Annotated in this window: 24 protein-coding genes and 3 pseudogenes; 3 read left to right on the top strand and 24 right to left on the bottom strand. The window is 27.8% G+C overall.

Features of this window, described 5'->3' with window-relative positions:
- The 4 genes and pseudogenes from I4V63_RS01540 to I4V63_RS01555 all read right to left on the bottom strand — a co-directional run.
- A pseudogene (locus tag I4V63_RS01540) lies at positions 1 to 151 on the bottom strand (sulfide/dihydroorotate dehydrogenase-like FAD/NAD-binding protein); the annotation flags it as partial.
- A gap of 169 nt (positions 152 to 320) precedes the next feature.
- On the bottom strand, positions 321 to 1,661 hold the full coding sequence (locus I4V63_RS01545; protein ID WP_195999552.1) for an APC family permease: 1,341 nt from the start codon (positions 1,659 to 1,661) through the stop codon (positions 321 to 323).
- 197 nt (positions 1,662 to 1,858) lie between these two features.
- Complete coding sequence (locus tag I4V63_RS01550) at positions 1,859 to 2,467, bottom strand: NUDIX hydrolase (RefSeq protein ID WP_195999553.1); 609 nt, start codon at positions 2,465 to 2,467, stop codon at positions 1,859 to 1,861.
- Positions 2,468 to 2,570: 103 nt separating this feature from the next.
- Positions 2,571 to 3,755: a D-alanyl-D-alanine carboxypeptidase family protein gene (locus I4V63_RS01555; RefSeq protein WP_243280424.1), complete on the bottom strand. Its 1,185-nt coding sequence runs from the start codon at positions 3,753 to 3,755 to the stop codon at positions 2,571 to 2,573.
- A 133-nt stretch (positions 3,756 to 3,888) separates the two neighbouring features.
- On the opposite strand from I4V63_RS01555, the gene I4V63_RS01560 reads away from it, so the two are divergent.
- The gene (locus I4V63_RS01560) at positions 3,889 to 4,467 is read left to right on the top strand and encodes a DUF2953 domain-containing protein (RefSeq protein WP_195999554.1); all 579 of its coding nucleotides are present in this window, start codon (positions 3,889 to 3,891) and stop codon (positions 4,465 to 4,467) included.
- Positions 4,468 to 4,489: 22 nt separating this feature from the next.
- Positions 4,490 to 4,909: a GerW family sporulation protein gene (gene ytfJ / locus I4V63_RS01565; RefSeq protein ID WP_195999555.1), complete on the top strand. Its 420-nt coding sequence runs from the start codon at positions 4,490 to 4,492 to the stop codon at positions 4,907 to 4,909.
- A 182-nt stretch (positions 4,910 to 5,091) separates the two neighbouring features.
- Here ytfJ and scpB read toward each other — a convergent pair.
- The 17 genes and pseudogenes from scpB to I4V63_RS01650 form a co-directional block, all read right to left on the bottom strand.
- Positions 5,092 to 5,676: pseudogene (gene scpB / locus I4V63_RS01570) on the bottom strand (SMC-Scp complex subunit ScpB); the annotation flags it as partial.
- On the bottom strand, positions 5,669 to 6,424 hold the full coding sequence (locus I4V63_RS01575) for a segregation/condensation protein A (RefSeq protein WP_195999557.1): 756 nt from the start codon (positions 6,422 to 6,424) through the stop codon (positions 5,669 to 5,671). The gene I4V63_RS01575 and the pseudogene scpB, both read right to left, overlap by 8 nt.
- 97 nt (positions 6,425 to 6,521) lie before the next feature.
- Positions 6,522 to 7,187: a DUF1980 domain-containing protein gene (locus I4V63_RS01580; protein ID WP_195999558.1), complete on the bottom strand. Its 666-nt coding sequence runs from the start codon at positions 7,185 to 7,187 to the stop codon at positions 6,522 to 6,524.
- Positions 7,188 to 7,205: 18 nt separating this feature from the next.
- The gene (locus tag I4V63_RS01585) at positions 7,206 to 8,114 is read right to left on the bottom strand and encodes a permease (protein WP_195999559.1); all 909 of its coding nucleotides are present in this window, start codon (positions 8,112 to 8,114) and stop codon (positions 7,206 to 7,208) included.
- Positions 8,115 to 8,130: 16 nt separating this feature from the next.
- Positions 8,131 to 8,766: a GTP-binding protein gene (locus I4V63_RS01590; RefSeq protein WP_195999560.1), complete on the bottom strand. Its 636-nt coding sequence runs from the start codon at positions 8,764 to 8,766 to the stop codon at positions 8,131 to 8,133.
- Positions 8,767 to 8,777: 11 nt separating this feature from the next.
- Complete coding sequence (locus tag I4V63_RS01595; protein ID WP_195999561.1) at positions 8,778 to 9,728, bottom strand: GTP-binding protein; 951 nt, start codon at positions 9,726 to 9,728, stop codon at positions 8,778 to 8,780.
- Positions 9,729 to 10,003: 275 nt separating this feature from the next.
- Entirely contained in the window at positions 10,004 to 10,369 is a 366-nt protein-coding gene (locus tag I4V63_RS01600; protein ID WP_195999562.1) for a methylglyoxal synthase, read from the bottom strand.
- Between the two features lie 54 nt (positions 10,370 to 10,423).
- On the bottom strand, positions 10,424 to 11,035 hold the full coding sequence (locus I4V63_RS01605; RefSeq protein WP_195999563.1) for a DNA-3-methyladenine glycosylase: 612 nt from the start codon (positions 11,033 to 11,035) through the stop codon (positions 10,424 to 10,426).
- Positions 11,036 to 11,098: 63 nt separating this feature from the next.
- A complete protein-coding gene (locus I4V63_RS01610) occupies positions 11,099 to 12,172 on the bottom strand; it encodes an SPFH domain-containing protein (protein WP_195999564.1) in 1,074 nt (357 codons plus the stop codon).
- A gap of 46 nt (positions 12,173 to 12,218) precedes the next feature.
- Positions 12,219 to 12,938, bottom strand: coding sequence for a PspA/IM30 family protein (locus tag I4V63_RS01615; protein WP_195952844.1), 720 nt, complete (start codon positions 12,936 to 12,938; stop codon positions 12,219 to 12,221).
- Between the two features lie 121 nt (positions 12,939 to 13,059).
- Entirely contained in the window at positions 13,060 to 13,683 is a 624-nt protein-coding gene (locus I4V63_RS01620) for a hypothetical protein (protein ID WP_207746481.1), read from the bottom strand.
- Positions 13,684 to 13,848: 165 nt separating this feature from the next.
- A complete protein-coding gene (locus I4V63_RS01625; RefSeq protein ID WP_195999566.1) occupies positions 13,849 to 15,063 on the bottom strand; it encodes a D-alanyl-D-alanine carboxypeptidase family protein in 1,215 nt (404 codons plus the stop codon).
- Between the two features lie 288 nt (positions 15,064 to 15,351).
- On the bottom strand, positions 15,352 to 16,656 hold the full coding sequence (locus I4V63_RS01630) for a pyrimidine-nucleoside phosphorylase (RefSeq protein ID WP_195999567.1): 1,305 nt from the start codon (positions 16,654 to 16,656) through the stop codon (positions 15,352 to 15,354).
- Positions 16,657 to 16,672: 16 nt separating this feature from the next.
- Complete coding sequence (locus I4V63_RS01635) at positions 16,673 to 17,845, bottom strand: phosphopentomutase (protein ID WP_195999568.1); 1,173 nt, start codon at positions 17,843 to 17,845, stop codon at positions 16,673 to 16,675.
- Between the two features lie 41 nt (positions 17,846 to 17,886).
- Positions 17,887 to 18,765: a tyrosine-type recombinase/integrase gene (locus I4V63_RS01640; protein ID WP_195999569.1), complete on the bottom strand. Its 879-nt coding sequence runs from the start codon at positions 18,763 to 18,765 to the stop codon at positions 17,887 to 17,889.
- 75 nt (positions 18,766 to 18,840) lie between these two features.
- A complete protein-coding gene (gene spoIIM / locus I4V63_RS01645) occupies positions 18,841 to 19,485 on the bottom strand; it encodes a stage II sporulation protein M (protein ID WP_347707712.1) in 645 nt (214 codons plus the stop codon).
- A 75-nt stretch (positions 19,486 to 19,560) separates the two neighbouring features.
- Positions 19,561 to 20,229, bottom strand: a complete 669-nt coding sequence (locus I4V63_RS01650; RefSeq protein WP_195999571.1) for an HD domain-containing protein — start codon at positions 20,227 to 20,229, stop codon at positions 19,561 to 19,563.
- 174 nt (positions 20,230 to 20,403) lie between these two features.
- Between I4V63_RS01650 and I4V63_RS01655 the strand changes: the two genes are divergently transcribed.
- Positions 20,404 to 20,736 (top strand): DUF1622 domain-containing protein, encoded by a 333-nt coding sequence (locus I4V63_RS01655; RefSeq protein ID WP_243280426.1) that lies wholly within the window; start codon positions 20,404 to 20,406, stop codon positions 20,734 to 20,736.
- Between the two features lie 347 nt (positions 20,737 to 21,083).
- On the opposite strand, the pseudogene I4V63_RS01660 reads toward I4V63_RS01655, so the two are convergent.
- From I4V63_RS01660 to I4V63_RS01670, 3 genes and pseudogenes are all read right to left on the bottom strand, one after another.
- Positions 21,084 to 21,212: pseudogene (locus tag I4V63_RS01660) on the bottom strand (sporulation initiation factor Spo0A C-terminal domain-containing protein); the annotation flags it as partial.
- Between the two features lie 187 nt (positions 21,213 to 21,399).
- Positions 21,400 to 21,660, bottom strand: a complete 261-nt coding sequence (locus I4V63_RS01665) for a hypothetical protein (protein WP_195999572.1) — start codon at positions 21,658 to 21,660, stop codon at positions 21,400 to 21,402.
- A 109-nt stretch (positions 21,661 to 21,769) separates the two neighbouring features.
- Positions 21,770 to 21,934, bottom strand: coding sequence for a hypothetical protein (locus I4V63_RS01670; RefSeq protein WP_195999573.1), 165 nt, complete (start codon positions 21,932 to 21,934; stop codon positions 21,770 to 21,772).
- Positions 21,935 to 21,959: the final 25 nt, after the last annotated feature.

Here is a 21,959-nt window from a genome sequence, read left to right on the forward strand (position 1 = left end):
CTTGATAAATACAAACTCCATTCCAATTTAAACAATCACAAAAATGACTACCTTGCAATTGAGAACAAAGTATGCATTCACCACTTTCAGCTAAATGGCAAGGACAATACTCAGTACCAGCATCTATACAATCAATCGTCTCCTTAAACATCTTGACTCCTAAATTAATACTACACACTATATAGATTATTTCATTAAATCCGTTTTGTTACTATAAATCGCCTAATATATAAAATTTTCTACTGTAAAATATTATAAAAAGCACACAATTGCATGAGTTAACTCATATAATTGTGTGCTTTAATTTTTTTATTAATATTTTATTCTAAACAACTATTTATGATTTTTTCATTTTTCTTACAGAATAAAACTGCTGATAACATTACTAATAAGCAGAATGCTGCGTATATCCAGAATAATTGATTACCCATGCTTCCAAAAAGAATAATTAATGAACCTATTGTAGCTAAAATTGGGTTAATTATAGTATTCCACACACCTGAAATCTTACCTTGTCTACCTAATTGAATAACTTTTACATATAAAAGTATATACATTGTGTAACTCATTGTAATTGAAATTTCAGATATATCTGAATTTGGAAGTAATCCAAATTTAGTTGTTAAATAATGAGCAAGATACCATACTATAGTTATAATAAATGCTACTATTGCAGAATTAACTGGCATTAATAATTTTTCATCTATTTTATTTACAAATTCTGATTTTGGGAACATATTTCTTACTGATAAAGAATGAGGTAATCTTATCATACCTAAAGTTAATCCATTAACAGTACCCATGATTGAAATTATAACAAATATTAATATAATTTTTGCTCCCCATGGTCCTAATAAGTTATTTGCAGCTAAGTCAACATGTGAGTCTCCTAAGCTCATTATAGTTTCTGGCCCTATGTACATACTTATTCCAACAAAGTATAAAACATATACTATTAAAATAAATATAGGTGCTATTATAAGAGCCTTTGGTAAATTTCTTTTTGAATCTTTTATTTCATGTGAAATTGATGTTGAAACTACCCATCCATCAAATGAAAATGCAATTGGTGCTATTGCAGCAATCCATCCTGTAGACTTCATTGCAGTAACATCACTAAATGAAACACTGCTTGTATCTCCAAATACTAATCCAGTAACTGCAATTAATAATAAAGGTATTAATTTTATTATTGTAGATGCATTTTGAAATAATCCACCTAACTTTGCTGATAAAGTATTAATTATAAATAAGAATACCATTATTCCTAATCCAATTAGCATTTGATTTTCTAATGTTCCTTCTATTCCAAATAAAATACAAATGTAGATTCCAGCCACCCAAGAAACTACTGCAATTAATGTTGGAAAATATAAAAATGTTTGGAACCATCCAAAAGCACATGATGTTGATTTATTATAATACTCTTCAGCATATGCTATTAATCCACCTTCACTTGAACTTCTTGATGCTAATTGTGATATAGTTAAACTACCAAAAATTATAGCAATTGCTGCTATGCAAAATACTAATACTCCTAACGCTACACTTCCTCCAGTAGCAACAAGAATATTATCACTTTTAAAGAATATTCCTGAACCTATAACAATTCCAACAATCATTGCTATAGCAGTAAATAATCCATATTCGTTTTTCTTCATGTTGTTTCCCCCCCAATGTTATTTATATCTTTTTCATAAGTTTCACCCTGAAATTGTCATTCCCATATATCCCAAAATAAATATTTTGTAGAACAATATGCTAAGTTTCTACTAATATACCATGAAACTAACATTTAGTAAATAAAACTATTTGATTTTTTTATAAAATTTTTAAATATTTTAATCATTTTTTTAATCTATTTAAAAATTTCCTCACCCATAGCTACAAAACTTTGTAGAGCCATAAAGAATTTAATATCACATCTTTCATTACTATTTAATATTTTAATTGCATCTTCTTTAGATACTAGTATAGTTTCAATATCTTCATCTTCTTCTAAATTTTCAGTTGAAATTTCACCTGAGCAAGTACAATATACCAATGAAACTGATTCATCGGTCATACCTGGTGATAAATAAAGTTTATTTCCTATTTTGCTTTCTATTACCTCTTCTAAATCTAATCCTGTTTCTTCTTTTAACTCTCTTTTAACTGTTGGGATTATATCATCATTATTATCAATTAATCCTGCTGGCAATTCATAAACATAATTATTTAAAGGAACTCTAAACTGCTTTATAGCAACTAATTTCTTTTCATCCTTATGATATGCTAATATGACAACTGCATCTACCTTATCTTCTTTTCCATTAAAGAATTGTTCTTCTAATGCTTCTTTAGTTTTTCTTGTTGCAATTGTCCAAGTTTTTTCCTTACCAGCCTTATTTATATAATCAGCATTATATAAACTTAAAAACTTTGTTTTAGCCAATGCCTTTAATTCTTTTACTATAGTTTTACTCAAAATATTCTCCTCCGATTCTATTCACATTATTTTAATTATAATAATTAACAATACCTACATATTCATTTTATACCAAAATTATAGACAATAAAAGAAAAAAGCACTAATTATTAGTGCCTTCATTTTGCATTAAGTTATCAAATTCCTTTTGTGAGATATCAGTATCGCATATTAGTGCTTTTTTTAATAACTCATTTCCGCTATCGTTTAATGCTACCTTTCCTATAATATCTCCATTATTTTTGTCAAATAATGTATTAAATACTTCTACTTCAACAGATCCTTCACCTTTAAATCCATAATCAAACTCTGACTCTTGAACTATTGTTCCTAAATTAATGAATTCTGATGAATTTATAACATTCTTCATATTCTCTGCCTTAAAGCAATAATTATCTGAAACATATTTATAAATTTGTTCTGTAACATTCCATCTGTCACTACAATTTAAAACTACAATAATAATATTTCTACCTTCATGCTTAACAGATGAAACTAAGCATTTTCCTGCTTGACCTGTATATCCAGTTTTTACTCCATTAGCTTGGGGAATTCTATACAAAATTTTATTAATATTATTATAATCTCTTGTAAAACCAGATACATCTCTTGTTATAGTCTTTGTTCCACAAATCTCACAAAATGTTTCATTTTCCATTGCCTTTGCAGTTAATAGTGCTAAATCATAAGCACATGTATAATGCTTAGCACTGTCTAACCCGTGTGGACTTTCAAAGTGAGAATTAACTAATCCCAAACTTCTTGCATAGTCATTCATAATATTAGCAAAACCTTCTACACTACCACCAATATCTTCAGCTATTGCAATCGCTGCATCATTACCTGACTTATATAATAGTCCATATAATAATTCTATTAATTTTATTTTCTCACCAGCTGAGTATTTAACTTTTGAGCCTCTTATAGATGATGCGTTTTTACTTATAGTTACTTCTCTATCTAAATTACCTTGACTTATTGCAATCAAGGCTGTAAGGATTTTTGTTGTACTTGCCATAGGCACTATTTCGTCTGCATTTTGTGCAAATAACACTTGCTTTGTTTTACTATCCATTGCTATAGCACATCTTGCATTTACTCTAATGCTATTTAATAGATTTTCCATATCAACATCATCTATTTCATCATCTTTAATATTATCGATTATAGCTAAATCTTCAATATCATCTTCATCATCAAAGCTTTGCGCATATACACAATTATTCATTAAATTACAAATAATTAGTACTAAACTTAAAGTTACTCCTAGGATTTTAAAATTTTTCATATCCATCACTCCTATTTTCTCCTTACACATGTAGTATTTTCATTTATTAAATTTTTAAACATATTTATTAAATTTTTATGATTTAGATTCAATTTTTGTGGCAATACTAATAGAAGATTAGGAGAGGTTAATTATGCATATTTTAATAATTTTTGTTGTTATAGTATTAATTTTGTTTATGCCTATCCCCCTGAGCTTTCATTTTTACGTTTCTAAGGATAGGTTTTACTTAAAATTTTATAATATTAATTTACTATCTAATGATGGTGGCTTAATAAGAAAATTTCTTAATAAGAAAAAAATCAAAAAGGATAAGGATATTGAAAATACAATTGATAATCATAAAGATGATAATGAGTCCTCTAATAAAAAAGTTAAGTCTAGAGAAATATCCTTTAAAAAACTTTATCATAACCTTATTCATAATAAATTTAAGCCAACATTAAAGTTTGATAGTAACATTTCTTATTCTTTAGGAGATTCAAGCAAAACTGCTATAGCTTTTGGTTTACTTTATAATATTAATCCAATCCTATTAAATATTTTTTCTATTATATTTAAGATAAAAAGATATAAAAATGATTTTAAGCCTATTTTTAAAGATAAAATACTTTTTGAACTTACACTAAATAGTATAATTACTTTTAATTTAGCAAAAATTATTTATATATGTTTTATTATTATAAAATCATTTAATAAAAATAGGAGGTGAATCCCTTTATTTGGGGATTATTATGGCTGATAAACATGAATTAGAAAACTTGATGAGAAGTACTATGGAAAATTTACGTGATATGATAGATGTTAACACTGTAGTTGGAGATGTAGTAGAAACTAGTGATGGAACTTCTATTGTCCCAATTTCTAAAGTAACATTTGGTTTTGCATCTGGTGGAAGTGAGTTTGGTAACCATGTTGCTGTTAAAGATGATGGAAATGAAAATTATCCTTTTGGTGGTGGTTCAGGAGCTGGCGTAACTGTAAAGCCGGTAGCATTTTTAATAGTTAAAGATGGCTCTGTAAGATTGCAACCTGTAGATTATGATACAACTGTTGACAGAATAGTAGATTCTGTTCCTCAACTTTTAGACTTATTTAAAGGATTCTTTAAAGATAAAACCACTAACACTGAATGTGAAGATTTAGACTTATAAAAAACAGCTGTATCAAATAATTAAATTTTGATACAGCTTTATTTATATAATAAAAATTATTTATCTTCATCAGTAGCAGCTTCATTCATGACTTCTACCGCTTCCTCTTCTATATTATTTACATTATCATTATTTTCAGAATCATCTTCTTCTGGTTCCATCTCTTCAATTGCCTTATTTAATAAATCAATTGAACTTTGAGTTTCCTCATCACTATATAAATCTAATGATGGTAATTCTTTTATTGTTTGCAGACCAAATTGTCTTAAAAACTCATCTGTAGTTCCATAAAGAATTGGTCTTCCTGGAACTTCTAATCTACCTATATCCTTAATTAATCCTCTTTCAATTAATCTTGCAATAGCAGATTCAGACTTAACACCCCTTATTTCATCTATATCTATACGTGTTATTGGTTGTTTATATGCGATTATTGCTAAACTTTCTATAGATGCTTGGGATAAAGAATGCTTTTTATTTTTCTTTAATAGCTTTTGAACAAAATCTGAATTTTCACTTTTAGTTACTAATTGATATGCTCCATTTATGCTAATTAATCTTATTCCTCTACTTTTATCTTCATATTCATTTGCCATTTCATTAAGTATTTCTTCAACATTCTTTTCCTTAAGTTCTAAGTTATTGCTTAATTCCCTTAATGGTAAGGGTTCACCACTAACAAATAGCATTGATTCTATTGCTGATTTTATATCTGACTTTCTTGATAGTTCATTAAATTCATATTGCTTAACATCAATGTTACTCAATATCTCTCCTCCTCTTAATAAGTATATTTGAAAAACTCTTATCTTGGAAAACTTGAATAGTTCTTATCTTTATAAGCTCTAACAATGCTAAAAATATTACTACAGTTTCAAGCTTACATGTACTTTCTTTCATTAAGTTATTAAACTCAATAACATCACTAGAATTAAACCTTTCTAAAAGTTCTTCCATTTTATCCTCAACCTTATACTTATCTACATATATCTTCTTTTGTACTACATTAACCTTATTTTGTTTTTCTCTATAGGTTTCTAATATTTTATTATAAATATTATATAAATCTAAAAGTGTAAGATTTTTAAATATATCCTCATTATCGATTTTTTCTGGCTTTATTTCTTCAATAATTTCAGGCTTTTTACTAAAAACCTCACCAGCATTTATATATTTATCTTTAAAGAATTCCGAAACGCTCTTTATCTTCTTGTATTCAATTAGTCGTTCCATTAATCTTTTTTCAATATCTTCTTCACTTTCCTCTTCTTCATCAACCTTTACTTTCGGTAAAAGATTTTTTGACTTTATCTCTATTAAAGTAGCTGCTACTACTATAAATTCAGATGTAATTTCAAGGTCCATTACTTTTCTAGTATTAAGATATTCTAAATATTGATTTGTAACTTTATATATCTCGATATTATATATATTCATCTTATTCTTTTTAATAAGATGTAGTAATAAATCAAAAGGTCCTTCAAAATCTGCCACTTTAACCTTTGGCAATTCCATTAATTCATCCCGCCTTTATATTTTTATTAAACTCCCCTATTAATCTTATAGGGTTTCATAACTTATATAATATCAATTTTCTAATAAAAGAACAACCCTAAAGGTGCTCATGGTAATATATATCCATTGGTTCATTTTGAAGTTTATATTCATTAGCTAATATAAAGAACTTTTCATCAAAGCAAATTTCTCCACTTACACTTATCCATTGCCCATCTTGAAACTCACTATCAATACCTTTTACCCTTATTTCTATCTTTTCTTTATCTGCCTGACAGCATTTCACTGCTATTCTTGAAATAATAATACAATCAGGATTTTCTTCGCTTTTATCTATATATCCTAAAAAACTCAGCCTTTTTCCTTCAAACTTTTCTTTATTGTCATTTATGTCATTTAAAATTTCATAATTTTCACTACTTATAATTATAGAATCATTGTTTTTAGTAAGGCCCAAATCACTATTTATATTGTTAGTCTTTAATAATGGAAATATAAAAAGTAAAATACAACCTATACACAATGTGAAAGTTAATGGAATAAATTTATTTGTTATTTCAACTCTTCTTTTAATAGTAAATATTCTTCCAAACTGAGCAATTGCAAATACACCTAAAATAACTATACTTAAGTAAAAGTATTTTATCATGTCTACGCCTACAAAGTTAGTAATATTTCCACTTCTTATTAGAAAAACAATTGAAACTCCCATTAATATTAAAATAATAAACCATATTAATTCATCAACATTGAATTTTTTCATATCTCCCCCATATATTAATTAAACTATAACTAAACAAATCAAAAATACTACAACTGAAATCATTGCTAAAAGCTTAAGGACGAACTTCTTTTTAAAGAATCCAAAGGCTAAAATTAAATTTTTAAGATCCATCATTGGTCCTAATATTAAAAACGCAATTACCCCTGCAACACCAAAGTTGTCCAAAAAGCCTTTTGCTACAAATGCATCGGCTTCTGAGCATAAAGAAAGTAAAAATCCTAAACACATCATTATTATAATTCCAATAGTTTTTCCTGAAGTCATATTATTTATTAAGCTATCTTGCATAAAAACAACAAAAATACTTGAAAGAAAAGCGCCAAAAATAAAATAAATGCTTATATTCAAAAATTCATTAGAAGCATTTAATATTAAATTTTTTATCTTTCCTTTTAATGAAATATAATAATTATTACTATAAGTACAACAATCACAATAAAGTCCAACATTCTCATCTTTAACAACTTCATTTTTCTTCTTTTTGTCATACATTACACCAGTTAATAAACCAACTATTAATGCACCAAATACTCCTCCAATAGTTCTATAGATAACAACACTTATGTCATCTGGAAATGCATAATATGTAGACATAATTACAACTGGATTAACTATAGGTACAGCTAACATAAATGTAATTCCAATACCTACAGGTAATCCTTTTTTTATTAAGCTTCTTGCAATAGGAACAATTGCGCATTCACAAACTGGAAAAAATATACCTGCAATTGCAGCTATAAAATAACCTATAATACTATTTCTAGGTATTATTTTTTTTATAAATTCATCAGAAACATAAATTTGAATCACTGCCGACAAAACTGCACCTATTAGTAAAAAAGGTAATGCTTCAACAATAATTCCTAGGTAACTCCACATCCAAGCTTCAAATTTACTTATACTCACTTTCTCACCTGCTAACTCACTTTCTCATATAATCAATTATCTTAACCCTCATGTTTCTTAAAAAATTATTTTCAAGCAACTTACTTTTATCTAATGCTTTTTCAAAACCTTCATTATTATTTGACTTTATAATTTGTGCCTTATGATTTAATGTTCCAAGCAACTCTATATCTTCGTTTATTTTTTCTTCACTTAACTTATAACAATTATTAATTACTAAAACATCACTACTTTGAATAAAAGGAAGTAATAATTCACCCATATTCTTAATATAAAAATCTAAACTTTCTCCGTCACATACAAAATACATGGTGTTTAGTTTTATTAGCTTTCCTGTTTCATTATCAAAAATACATCTATATAAATGTTCTAAAGTTTCTGTACCGTTATATTCAATTATTATCCTATGTGGTTTATATTCGTTAACAATCTTATAAATTTCCCCGTTTAACTCCGAATTATCTCCTAAAAAATCAATATATTTAACTGTAATATCATCTTCCTTTATCTCTTTAATCTTTACATTTCCACTTTCACATGTTAAGACTATTATTTTTTCACCAAACGCTTTTGTTTTATTAATTAATGAATTAATAAAGGCTGACTTTCCAGCCCCTAAAAATCCTGTAACTACTTCTACGCCAACCTTCATAACACCACCACCTAAAGAAAAAAGTTTTTTATTTTATCTCTATTTAAATTTGTTCCGATAAAGGAAATAACAGATTCACCTCTATAAGCTATCTTTTCCATATTTATTTCAGATAAAGTATAATCAAATTGTTCCTTTCCATTATTAGTATCAACTATTCCTTTTGCTCTAATTATTTCTCCAAATTCAAAACTATTTTTGATAAAATTAAACTTACTTAAAAGTTCCTCCTTAGAAACCTTTCTATTAACCTTAAGTGCAAAGCTTTCGAATTCATTTTCCTCATTTTTTTCTTTTTTAATTATTCCTTTAGAAACGTTACTTTTCTTTAATGATGTTTTTTCGTTTTTTGTATTTTTATTCCTTACAACAAAAGTCTTTGGCACTAAATCTTCAGCTTTAGTATTTTTCCACTCCTTGCTAACAATAATTGCGTTCTTATTTATTTTTACTATTTGATCATGTATTTTTTTAACTTCTTCATTAGTTATATTTTGGGTTCTACTTAATATAACAATATCTGCATTTCTTATTTGATTGTCAAAGAAGCTTTTAAAATTAGATAAGTATAAACTAAATTTTTCTGCATCCACAACTGTTATTGCCTTTTCAATATAAGCAACATCCTTTAATTCTTTTTCTTCAAATACTTTTTTTATGTCGCTTAGCTTTGCCACTCCTGTAGGTTCTACTAATAACCTATCTACATTACAATTTTCAACTACATCTAAAATTGATTCTTTAAAATCACCAGTTACCTGACAGCAAATACATCCAGCATTAATTTCTTTTACTAATGTATTTGTTCGTTTTAATATTGTTCCATCAATACTTACTTCACCAAATTCATTTTCAATAATTGCTATATTTTCATTATAATAGCCTTCTTCTATTAATTTTTTTATTAACTGTGTTTTTCCCGCTCCAAGAAAACCTGAAAATAATTCTACTTTAACACTCATTCTAAACATTCCCTATATTATTGTTCTCAAAAAATTCTATGAAAACTTTCTTACTTTTATGCTTGTTTTATTTCTAATAATATTCATCATATATTTTTTTATTTTTTGTATATAATAATATTGTAAATGTATCATTTTATATGAACGTTATACTATTGTAAATGTATCATTTTGTATGAATATTATACAAAAAAAATAGAGCTGCATTAAGCAACTCTATTTTTTATATGTGACTAACCATCCCGATAAAAGTTAGTAATTTCAATATTATTTTTTTATTTATGCAATGCATCTAATACTAATTGAGCTGTTGAAACATTTGTTGCAAGAGGTATTGCATAAACATCACAAAGTCTTAATAATGCATTTATATCTGGTTCATGTGGTTGTGATGTTAATGGATCTCTCAAAAATATCACTAAATCAAGCTTTTGTTCAGAAACTAGAGCTCCAATTTGTTGATCTCCACCTAGAGGTCCACTTTTTAATCTATGAACTTCTAAATTTGTATTTTCCATAATTCTTAAACCAGTTGTTCCTGTTGCATAAAGCTCTAAATGAGATAATCTTTCCTCATTTATTTTTGCGAAATTAACCATTTCCTCTTTTTTCTTATCATGTGCAATTAATGCTACTCTCATCTTTATCTCTCCCTTTTACTTTTCTATACCTTGAAGGTTCAGAAATTACATTTGTTATTTTTTTGATACAAAATCATTATCTTTTATATAAAATCTCCATAAAAAATCCTTGGCCTCTTCTGCATAGTCTATTCCAATTCTTTTTGTTTTAACTATTTCAAAATCATTTTCCTCAGATTCTTCAAGATAGATTTTTCCTTTTTCATATAGCTTATCTCCATTTAAATCTTTATCTATTAGATAAGCTAAACATAATTTAGATGGACCATTAGTTAAGTTTTTAATTTGAGTTTTACTTAATTCTTTAAATTGTTTTTTATATCTAATTTGTGAAATATAATCAAATTCATTTAAAGGTTCAATTGCTCTTATTAAAACTGCTTCTGCCACATCTTTTTCATTAGTAACAACATTAAAACAGTGGTATAAACCATATATAAAGTAAACATAAGATACTCCACAATCACTATATAATATTTCAGTTCTTTTTGTCCTTCTACCATTATAAGCATGACATGCTTTATCTATAGCTCCTACGTAGCTTTCTGTTTCAACTATTTTTCCTCTTAAGACTTTACCATCAACTTCCCTAACTAATACCTTTCCAAGTAAATCATTAGCAACATCTATTGCACTTCTGTTATAAAACTCTTTATCAATAATCATAATGTACTCCTTAAATGTTTTTCTTAAGTTTAGGTATTTCCTATTTCAAAATTATAATTCTTTTTAATTTACTTTACAGCCACACTCTCCACAGAACTTAGCACCTTCTGCTACTTGTGCCCCACACTCGCTGCAAAACTTCTTCTTTGTTTTAGTAACTTCTTCTTGAACATTTTTCATTCCACAATTAGGGCAGAATTTAGCATTTGCGCTTAGAGGTTCTCCACAGCTCTTACAAGTTGTACTAGAATTATTTCCTCCAGCATTATGTGATGAATTAGATGATGAACTATTTTCCATGTTTTTCTTCATTTCATTCATCATATTCATTCCCATTTGCATACCCATTCCTGCTTGAGCCATATTAGCCATTGAATTATTAGGATTTTTCTCCATAGCCTCTACCATAGAAACATTTTGGTAATGAGCCATATTACCTACCATTCCATAAGCTGCATTTTTATCTATCATTTTTTGAACTGACTCAGGATAACTGAAGTTTTCTATATTAAATGATGTTATAGTAAGACCTATTTTAATCATTTCCATATCTAAATCAGTCTTTATACCATTTGCTATATCAAAGGAATTTGATTGTAAATTAAACATATCCTTTCCTTCTCTAACTATCCATTTCATTAAAAGCTGATCTACAACAGCTAAAGCTCTCATTTTTACATCATCAACAGTAAATTGACTTTTAATACCTGCAATCTTATCTATTAATGTCATATGATCATCTATCTTAACATTAAATGATCCAAAAGCTCTTATAGGCATTCCGCCTGGCATTCCTGGTGCTGGAATATTCACAGGATTTTTAGTACCCCATTTAACTTGAAATTCCTTAGTATTAATAAATAATACTTCTGCTTTAAGTCCGGATTTAAACCCAAATTTAAATCCTTTTAAAGTCGACAAGAAAGGTATTATTTCTGTTTCTATTTCATAATTGCCTTCTTCAGTAAATACACCTTCAACTTTGCCATTATGCATAAATATAGCATCTTGACCTGGTCTTATTATTAATCTACTATTCTTTTTAATTTCGCTATTTTTCCATTTCCAGAACAAAACATCATTTCTCGTCTCATTCCATTCTATTACGTCTAACAGTTGATTACTAAACAACCCCATACTATTTGCCTCCTATATTATCCACGCCATTAAAACATTCTATATATTATTTTTCTTCTTTAAGTTTTGCTAACTCATCGTCAATTGCAGAAGCATTATTATTTCCCTTTAAAGCTGCTAGTTCATCTTCTACATCACTATTAGAAGTTTTATCATATTTACTCATCAAATCATCTATTCCATCACTTGGCTTTGAATTTAATTCTGCCATAGCATTTGCTTCATCTAACATTCTATTTGCCTTTTCTTCCATTCTGCTAAATGAATCTAAACTTGATTTTGAATTATTTATAGATGAGCCCATTTTATTAATTCTCTCTTGCATCTTTGCAGTTGCAACTTTAGCTTTAATTGTGCTTCTTCTTTCATTAAGCTCTTCAATTTGACTTGTTAATTTATTATACATTTCTTTCATCTTAACTGAATTATTATGTGCAGCTTCATACTTTGTGTTAAGTGCACTTAACTTTTCAGATAATGATGCCTTCTTTGTTAAAAATGCTCTTGCATCATCATCATTTCCTGCATCTACAGCTCTTTTTGCATACTCTAACATTTTATTTACATCTCTTTGGCATTCATCTAATTCTCTTTTAGCTCTAGTTTCTTCTGCCATTACTGAAGCTGTTTCTGCTTTAACTTTATTTAAATCATCATTTAAGTTTCTCATTAATTGATCTATCATTTTAATAGGATCTTCTGCCTTGTCTAATAACGCATTAATATTTGATGACATTATATCACTAAATCTTTTTAAAATTGACATTTTTAATCCTCCTATATTTAAAATATTACTATTTATATTTTACCATTATTTAGCTTAAATAAAAATATTAATTCCTTTCATTTTCATATTTCACTTTATAAAAAACTAATTATATATTACTTTAAACTATTGAAGCATATAACTTATCACCTCTTGTATAAACCGTAACAGTAAATGTTCCAAGTGGCCTATAATTACCATCAGTTGCAGATAAGTAACCTCTTAATTCTAATTCAACAATACTATCATCTTCATTTTTACTTTGTAGTATAACCTTATCTAGCTTAAAATAAACAGGATCTTCATTTGATAAACCAAATTGTTCTCCTAGAAAGTTTGCATTTTCCATAACTCTTTCTTTTTCTTCATCCGCTATCAATACAACGTCTTCACTATTACTATCCCAATCACTAACAATATAATTATATGCTTCTGAGTTTTTATGTAGATATTCCGTTAATAAATCTATTGCAAAGTCTATTTCCTTATATTCACCTTGCACATGAGGATAACCATTCATGTCATCATATATCTTATCCCCTTCATTTAATTCATATATATTTTTACTTGATTCATAGCTTTTTCCTAAAGCATTAAACACAGTATATTCTATAGTTTCTTCTTCAATATTTTCTTCAATAATTGTATTATTATTCTCACCATTTGTTATAGCATCATTATTTGCTGAACATCCCGTTAATAAACCTACTACTACCATTGCATATATTAATCTTCTCTTCACCAAAATTCACCTTCCTACATTTACATTGTAGTATAAAAAAAGGAATTAATCCATTTTTTTATGAATTAATCCCTTTTGTAAGATTTGTAATTTTATTAATAAGCTTAACCAATACAATATTATTAATTTTAGTAAATAAATAAATATTCTACTTACTTAACATACCATTTATACACCTTTTTTAAATAGATTTTTCATATTATATTTTAAGTTATCAATAAATCCGCCTTTTTCAACATCTCTATCACAATATAGTTCTACTTCTCCAACTTTTTGTCCATCTAGATATACTTCGCATTTTCCTACTATTTCACCTTCAGTATAACTATCCTTTGGCTCATTTAATATAATTTTATTTTCCGGTTCTCCTTCACTGCCTTTTAAGAATACTATAGATAAGTCATCTTTAGCTTTTGCTACATAATATCTATCTTTACTCTTTCCTAAATATACAGTTTCAACATCATCATCCTTATTAAATAGCTTTTTACCTTGATATTTTGAGAAACCGTAATTCATAAGCATACTAGCATCTCTATTTCTAACCTTGTATGTAGGTGCACCCATAATTACAGCAAGCATTCTTACTCCATCTCTTACAGCTGTTGCACTTATACAATATTTAGCTTCTTGAGTAAAGCCTGTTTTTAATCCATCACATCCATCGAAGAAACGTACTAATTTATTATGATTTACTAATTCAATGGGACTCTTTCTTCCTTCAGATATTGTTTCCATATATGTACCGCTATATTTTAATATTGTTGGATGCTTTAATAGCTCTAGTGACATTATAGAAATATCTCTTGCAGTTGTTAAATGCCCTTCAACTGGTAAACCATTACAATTTTTAAATGTTGTATTAGTCATTCCAAGTTCTTGTGCACGTTCATTCATTAATTTAACAAATTCATCAGTAGAACCACCTAAAAATTCTGCCATAGCAACTGCTGCATCATTACCAGAGGCTATCGCTATTCCTTTTAATATTTCTTCAACAGTTCTAACCTCTCCAGTATCTAGAAGCATTGTACTTCCGCCCATACTCTTAGCATTTTCACTACAAGTTATCTTATCATCTAATGAAATCTTGCCACTATCAACAGCCTCCATTGCTAATAGCATTGTCATTATTTTAGTTACAGAAGCTGGTGCAAATTTTTCATCTGGATTTTTTTCATACAGCACTGTACCACTTATAGGCTCAATAAGAATTGCAGATTTTGCATCTACATTCATTCCCTCTTCTAAACATGCTGTGTAAATATCCTGTGGATATTCATTTTCTAATTCATTTTTTTCAGCTGCCATTGGAACAACTGTATTTAAACATAATAAACATAAAAGAATAATAGAGATTTTTTTAAATATTTTTTTCTTCATTTGTTCTCCTCCTTTTAAGCTTATTATTTCCCAAAAAAATAAAAATATGATAAAAAGAATTTTACTTTCTCTTTATCATATTTTCCTCTTAGGCTACACCCCTAATCTTTAAAAGTGATAAACTTAAGTCAGTTTCAAGTTACAAGTTTCAAGCTAAGGAATAAATTTAGCTTATGCTAAATTTAAATTATATTTTAGAAATTCCCCAAGAAGTTTTACCCTCAATTTGCCATTTGCCATTTGTCATTTGTCACTGCTTAAGTTTATCACTGATTAAGTTTGTTAGTTTTATCTTATAATATCATAAATTAGTGGAATATCTAAGTCATATCTATCTTCAATAGTTATATTACTTAAAATACTTTCTCTAGCCTTTTCTATATTACCTTCATTATTTGAGTGTATGTACGCTAGAACATCACCCTTGTTAACTTTATCGCCTCTCTTTTTATTTAAAACAAGCCCTACAGCTAAATCTATTTCACTTTCTTTAGTTGCACGCCCTGCTCCAAGTTCCATGGCAATTAGTCCAAAAGCCTCTGCTTTGATCTTAGTAATATAACCATCCCTTGGTGCGATAACTTCTTTAATATACTTAGCCTTAGGGAATTTACTAAAATCATCTATTGGTGAAATATCTCCACCTTGTGCTTTTATAAATTCTTTAAGCTTTTCTAAGCCTTTTCCATTAGCTATATTTTCTTCTAACATTTTTCTTGCTTCTTCTTCACTTTCTGCTTTTTTAGCACAAAGTAACATGTTTGATCCTATAGTTAAAGTAAGTTCTAAAAGGTCTTTCGGTCCATTTCCTTTTAATAATTCAATAGCTTCCATAACTTCTAAACTATTTCCTATTGCATATCCTAATGGTTGATCCATATCAGAAATTACTCCAATAGTTTGTCTTCCAAGATGATTTCCGATATCAACCATTTCTCTTGCAAGTTCTTTAGCTGTTTCTGGTGTTTTCATAAATGCACCATCTCCAACCTTAACATCTAAAACTATGGCATCAGCTCCTGAAGCTATTTTCTTACTCATAATACTTGATGCTATTAAAGACATATTATCAACAGTTGCTGTAACATCCCTTAATGCATATAATTTCTTATCAGCAGGGACTAAGTTTCCACTTTGCCCCATAATAGCAATATTAATATTATTAACATTTTCCATGAATTGTTCTTCTGTTAACTCAACAGAAAAACCATTAAATGTTTCAAGTTTATCTATAGTACCACCAGTATGGCCTAAACCTCTTCCTGACATCTTAGCAACTGGTATTCCAAGTGATGCAACTAAAGGAGTTAAACAAATTGATGTTTTATCTCCAACACCACCAGTAGAATGCTTATCTACCTTTATTCCTTTAATATTGCTTAAATCAATTTTATCTCCAGATTCAACCATAGCATTAGTTAATTCTGCAGTTTCTCTCTTATTCATTTTATTGAAAAATATAGCCATAAGCATTGCTGATGCTTGATAATCTGGTATACTTCCATTTGTAAATCCTTCTACAAAAAAGTTTATTTCTTCTTTTGTTAATTCCTCGCCTTTTCTTTTTTTCATTATAAGGTCATACATTCTCATAAGTTTCATCCCCTAACTATTCCATTATTTCATTTAAGAAGCTTTTTCCAACTAGTTCATTTTTAACATTAAAGAAATCTAATATTGTTTTTCCTATATCAGAGAATGTTTCTCTTGTTCCAATATTAACTCCTGGTTTTACATGTTTTCCATAAACAAGTACTGGTATATGCTCTCTTGAGTGGTCTGTACTACTAGTTGTAGGATCACAGCCGTGGTCCGCTGTTATTATAAGGATATCCTCATCAGTCATTTTTGAATAAATCTCTTGTAGTCTATTATCGAACTCTTCTAATGCTTTTCCGTATCCACTTGGATCATTTCTATGTCCATATAACATATCAAAGTCAACTAGATTTGTAAAGATAAGTCCTTCTTTTATACTATCCATATAATCTAAAGTTTTATCTACACCATCCATGTTATTTTTTGTATGAACTGCACAAGTAATACCCTTTCCATTGTAGATATCTTCAATTTTACCAACGGCTGCAACTTCTAAATTTTGTTCTTTTAAATATTCAAGCATAGTCTTATTAAATGGATCTAATGCATAATCTCTTCTGTTTGAAGTTCTCTTGAAGTTTGGAGCTTCTCCTATAAAAGGTCTTGCAATAACTCTTCCTACTGCCCATTCATTTACAAGCATATCTCTTGCTATTTGGCACATTTCATATAATTTCTCTACAGGAATAATATCTTCATGAGCTGCAATTTGGAATACACTATCTGCAGATGTATATATAATAGGATATCCAGTTTTAACATGTTCTTCACCCAAATCTTCAATTATTTGAGTTCCTGAAGCAACAACATTACCTAATATTCCCTTTATATTTGCTCTTTTTATAAATTCATCTATTATTTCCTTTGAGAAACCTTGTGGGTAAGTATTTAAAGGCTTTTCTAAAATTACACCACTAATTTCCCAGTGCCCTGTAACAGTATCCTTTCCTTTTGATGCTTCTTTACTTTTACCATAAGCACCTATAGCATTTTCACATTTGTTAGGAGCATTAACACCTTCTATGTTACCTATTCCTAACTTTTCTAGTTCTTTTATTTCAAGACCTTTACAAGATTTATATACATGATCTAAAGTATGAGTTCCTTCATCACCATAGCTCTTTGCATCCTCTAATTCTCCAACTCCTACACTGTCTAATACAATTAATATAGCTCTTTTCATATTTTTTCTCCTTTCGTATATAAAGCCCCTTTTTAAAAGCCTTACGCTCTTGGATGGGAGTTCTTATAAACTAAGTTTATTTTATCATTATTTATTATCTCATAGTAAGTATCCATGTAAGTTAATACTTGATTTCCTAAAAGTTTTTGTACTGCTCTTACATTTGCTCCATTTTGAAGTAGATGTACTGCAAAGGAATGCCTAAATGTATTTAAATTAACATCCTTATTTATTCCTGCCTTGTGAGAATATTCTTTTACTATTCTCCAAACACCTTGTCTTGTTAATTGGTTTCCATTTAAATTAACAAACAAGTTGTGTACCCCTGCTGAAGCTATTATATCTCTTATAGATAAATATTCTCTTAAAGCCGCCTCTGCACTTCTTCCAATAGGGATAAGTCTTTCATAATTTTTATTATCATGACACCTAACATACAGTAAATCTAAATTTACATCTTCAACGGTTAAATTAATTATTTCAGAAACTTTCATTCCTGTAGCATACATAAGTTCTAATAATGCATTATCTCTAACGCCCTTATTACAGTCCTTATCTACTATCTTAATAATCTTATCTACCTCTTCAACAGTTAATATTTCTGGAAGCTTCTTTGATTGATCTGTACTCTTATAATATATCTTCGGTATATCCCTTATTATCTTTTGATCTTTTAAATAATTATAAAAGCTTCTTAAGCTAATCACAATTCTACTTATTGATCTTTCAGATTTTCCCTCTTCCAACAAATGGTCGATATAATTTTTAACTGTAACATTATCAGTTTCATCTAAATATATATCTTTACTATTTAGATACTTGATATACAAATTCACATCAGTTACGTAAGCATAAACAGTATTATCACTTTTATGGCTTTCAAGTAATGACTCACGATATTCATTTACTATTTCTTTCATAATTCTCCCCAATCCCACCTTAATTATTATTATTCGACAACAGCTTTAGAATTTCCTTTTATAATCATCTATTAATTAACCAACTTTATAAACATTTGTAACTACAAATTTAATAATATTTGGACCAAGATATGCTTCAATTAGAGTTCCGATAATGAATACACATGCAAATACCCCAATCTTTAAAATTAGTTCTCTCTCTACTATTGTATTTACTTTACCTTTATTAAAGAACTTATCTTTAAGTTTTGTTGAAGAAAATTCAATTCCAACTATACTTAATGCTATAAAGCAGGGAATATAAATAATATTCTGTGGTATTGTTGAAGCTAATGCCAACCATAATCCTTTACCGTCGAAGGTTGAAATTAAAAAACTAAAAGTATACCCTAGTGTAAATCCTTTAACTAAATCAAGTAAAAGAATTATTGGCGTACCAAATACTGTAAAGGATAATGCTATAATTATTGTTATAAGTATTAAATTTTTCTTTAGTATATTAAATAATAAAACTTTATTATTTACTGCTTCTTTTGCTATACTTTCAGTAAATGTTGAAAAATAACTCGTAAGATCTGTTGCATCTCTTGCACTCATATATTTAACTATATATGTACCTAATGCTATTCCTACGCAAAAGAATATAAAAACCATAAAATAATAAAATTTATTTTCTCTTTTATTTAAGTTCAATTTACTTATAATCTCCAAAGAAACCACCCCCATATTGTTATATGTTAATAATATGATGATAATTTCCAGTATATTCATAAGTGAATATATGTAACTTAAAATTTATATTATTTTTTCTATTTTTTTCACCTTTTCTTTAATATTTTTTAAATCCAAATTGTAGTTTTCTTCTAAAATTGATATAACTTTTTCTATATCTTCCATTTCTTTTGCCTTTTTATTACCTTCTAATTGTCCTCTTCCTAATCTGTCACTTATAAATAGTAAAATCATATCATTTAAATCTACATCTTTTATCATTTCTTTTGTTTTTGCAAAAGGTAAATCTTGAATTATATAAAGATGATGCATATGATATTTTATTAAATTTAATATTTTGCTTTTTTCATTATTTTCATAATTATAATAATCTAATATTTTTTCTGCTAATTTTACCCCTTCTACATCATGATTATATGAAATCCATCGACCTTGCTTATTTTTCTTTGTTGTTGGTCCTTTTCCTACATCATGTAATAATGCTCCTAACATTAAACTTTCTTTATCATTAGCAAATTCTTTTATTTTAGCTGCTGTATCTATTACCTGCATAAGATGATTCCATACATTTCCTTCTGGATGATATTTAAGGTTTTGCTCTGTGTTTTCAAGTACAAGCAATGCATCTAAGGGTGTATTTCTTAACGAATCTTTGATTTCTTCCAAATAACTTGATGGTTTTTCACAAATCATCAATTCTTTTTGTATTTTCCTTAATTTATTCTCTTCCATCCTTTTCTCCTTTACATATGGTTTTGTACATATTTAGTTTTCCTACATTCTTTTAAAATATTTAATACACATATTTTTTATTCTAATAATTATTTATAAGTTTATTACTATATTCGTATTATTTTTTAAGCTTTGGGCAACCTAAAGATATTATAACTTTGAGGTGTATATATTTTGGAAGAATTATTTAATAAATATTTACCTATTCTTATTCATATTTTTGAGCTTATGGGAATTCTTATTTTAACTCTTGGAGTCTTTACAGCCTTTTATCATTATATTTTAAAAAGATTTTTCAAAAGAGATGTTGATATTAAATATGAATTTGCGGATGTTATGGTTACAACTTTAGATTTTAAGTTAGCAGCAGAAATATTAAAAACTGTTATTATTAAAAATATGGATGAATTAATTATTTTAGCTTCAGTATTTATTATAAGAATAATCATGACCTTTGTATTAGAGAAAGAAATGAAAATAGAAAAATCTAAAAAAGAACGCGATTAATTTATCTAAAATTAATCATGCTTATAATATTTTACAATTCACATTAACCTATTATATTACTGATATCTTATCAATATTTTATATTTTTTATTATAAACAATATTTAATTAATTTTTATATGTAAAATAGCTGCAATTTTATGTATTTTTTAATGCATGATTTAAAAATTTCATACAAAAAAAACACTTTCTATCAGTTTGTAATAAATCAAACTGACAGAAAGTGTTTTATTACTAATCCAAATTTATTTATCAGTATCAAATATAATTTGTCTCAATAAATAATATAAGCTTGACCTTTTTATTAATTCTTGCTAACCAATCATTTTCAGTAAAAATTAAGATACTTTATTTTTTTAATCTTAGCTTGTCTGCAATGATGACTATGAATTCACTATTAGTTGGCTTACCTTTTTCATTGTGTACAGTATAACCAAATAATTTATTGATAGCTTCTACTTGTCCTCTACCCCAAGCACAGCCTGTATTCAGCAGTTTTTCTTTTATGTTATCATATCTTTATCTACCAAATATTTGTACTCCACTTCTTAAACCTCCATATTACTATCATTTTTTATACGAATTACCGATACACTTTTCCGTATAATACCCTAAAAATGACGAAAGAGCTATCAGCTTGTACTTTTTTGTACAGCTTTAGCTCTTAATACTCTACTATATCTATCTTCACTATATTAGTTATTGTCTGTATATCCTCAGCTCCGTCCTCAAAGTATCTCTTTAGCTGGTCAGCTGTCTCCTCTACAGTACACGGCTCTATCATTTCCTTAAACTCCTCGACTACACTTGCCTCGCACTCTTCTAAGGTACTGTAAGCAGATACAAATAAATTCATACCTGTTATAAACGCGTGATACTTACCGTTTTCTAGTGTATATATTACCATTGTTTTATTATTTGACATATTCCCACCCCCTATTGTTATATAGTACCATATATATCAAAACTTCTCAACATATTGTATTTTTATATTTTCTCTATAAAGTAAAAAGAGCCGTTGTTACACAGCTCCCTTACTTCTTGAATCCGTATGTCTTAGCTATTATGTCATCTAGTTCTTTTAATTCTTGTTCCTCTCTCTTGCTTAGTGCTGGTCTTTGTGCTAGAACGTAGCATATTAATCCAGCTACTAAAAATGCTATCGCTATAGGTAATCTCTCTATCATATTTTCTAACATATATATTCCTCCTAAGTAATCTATA

Origin of the sequence: Clostridium sp. 1001271B_151109_B4 (assembly GCF_015670405.1) — a bacterium.
GTDB lineage: Bacteria > Bacillota > Clostridia > Clostridiales > Clostridiaceae > Clostridium.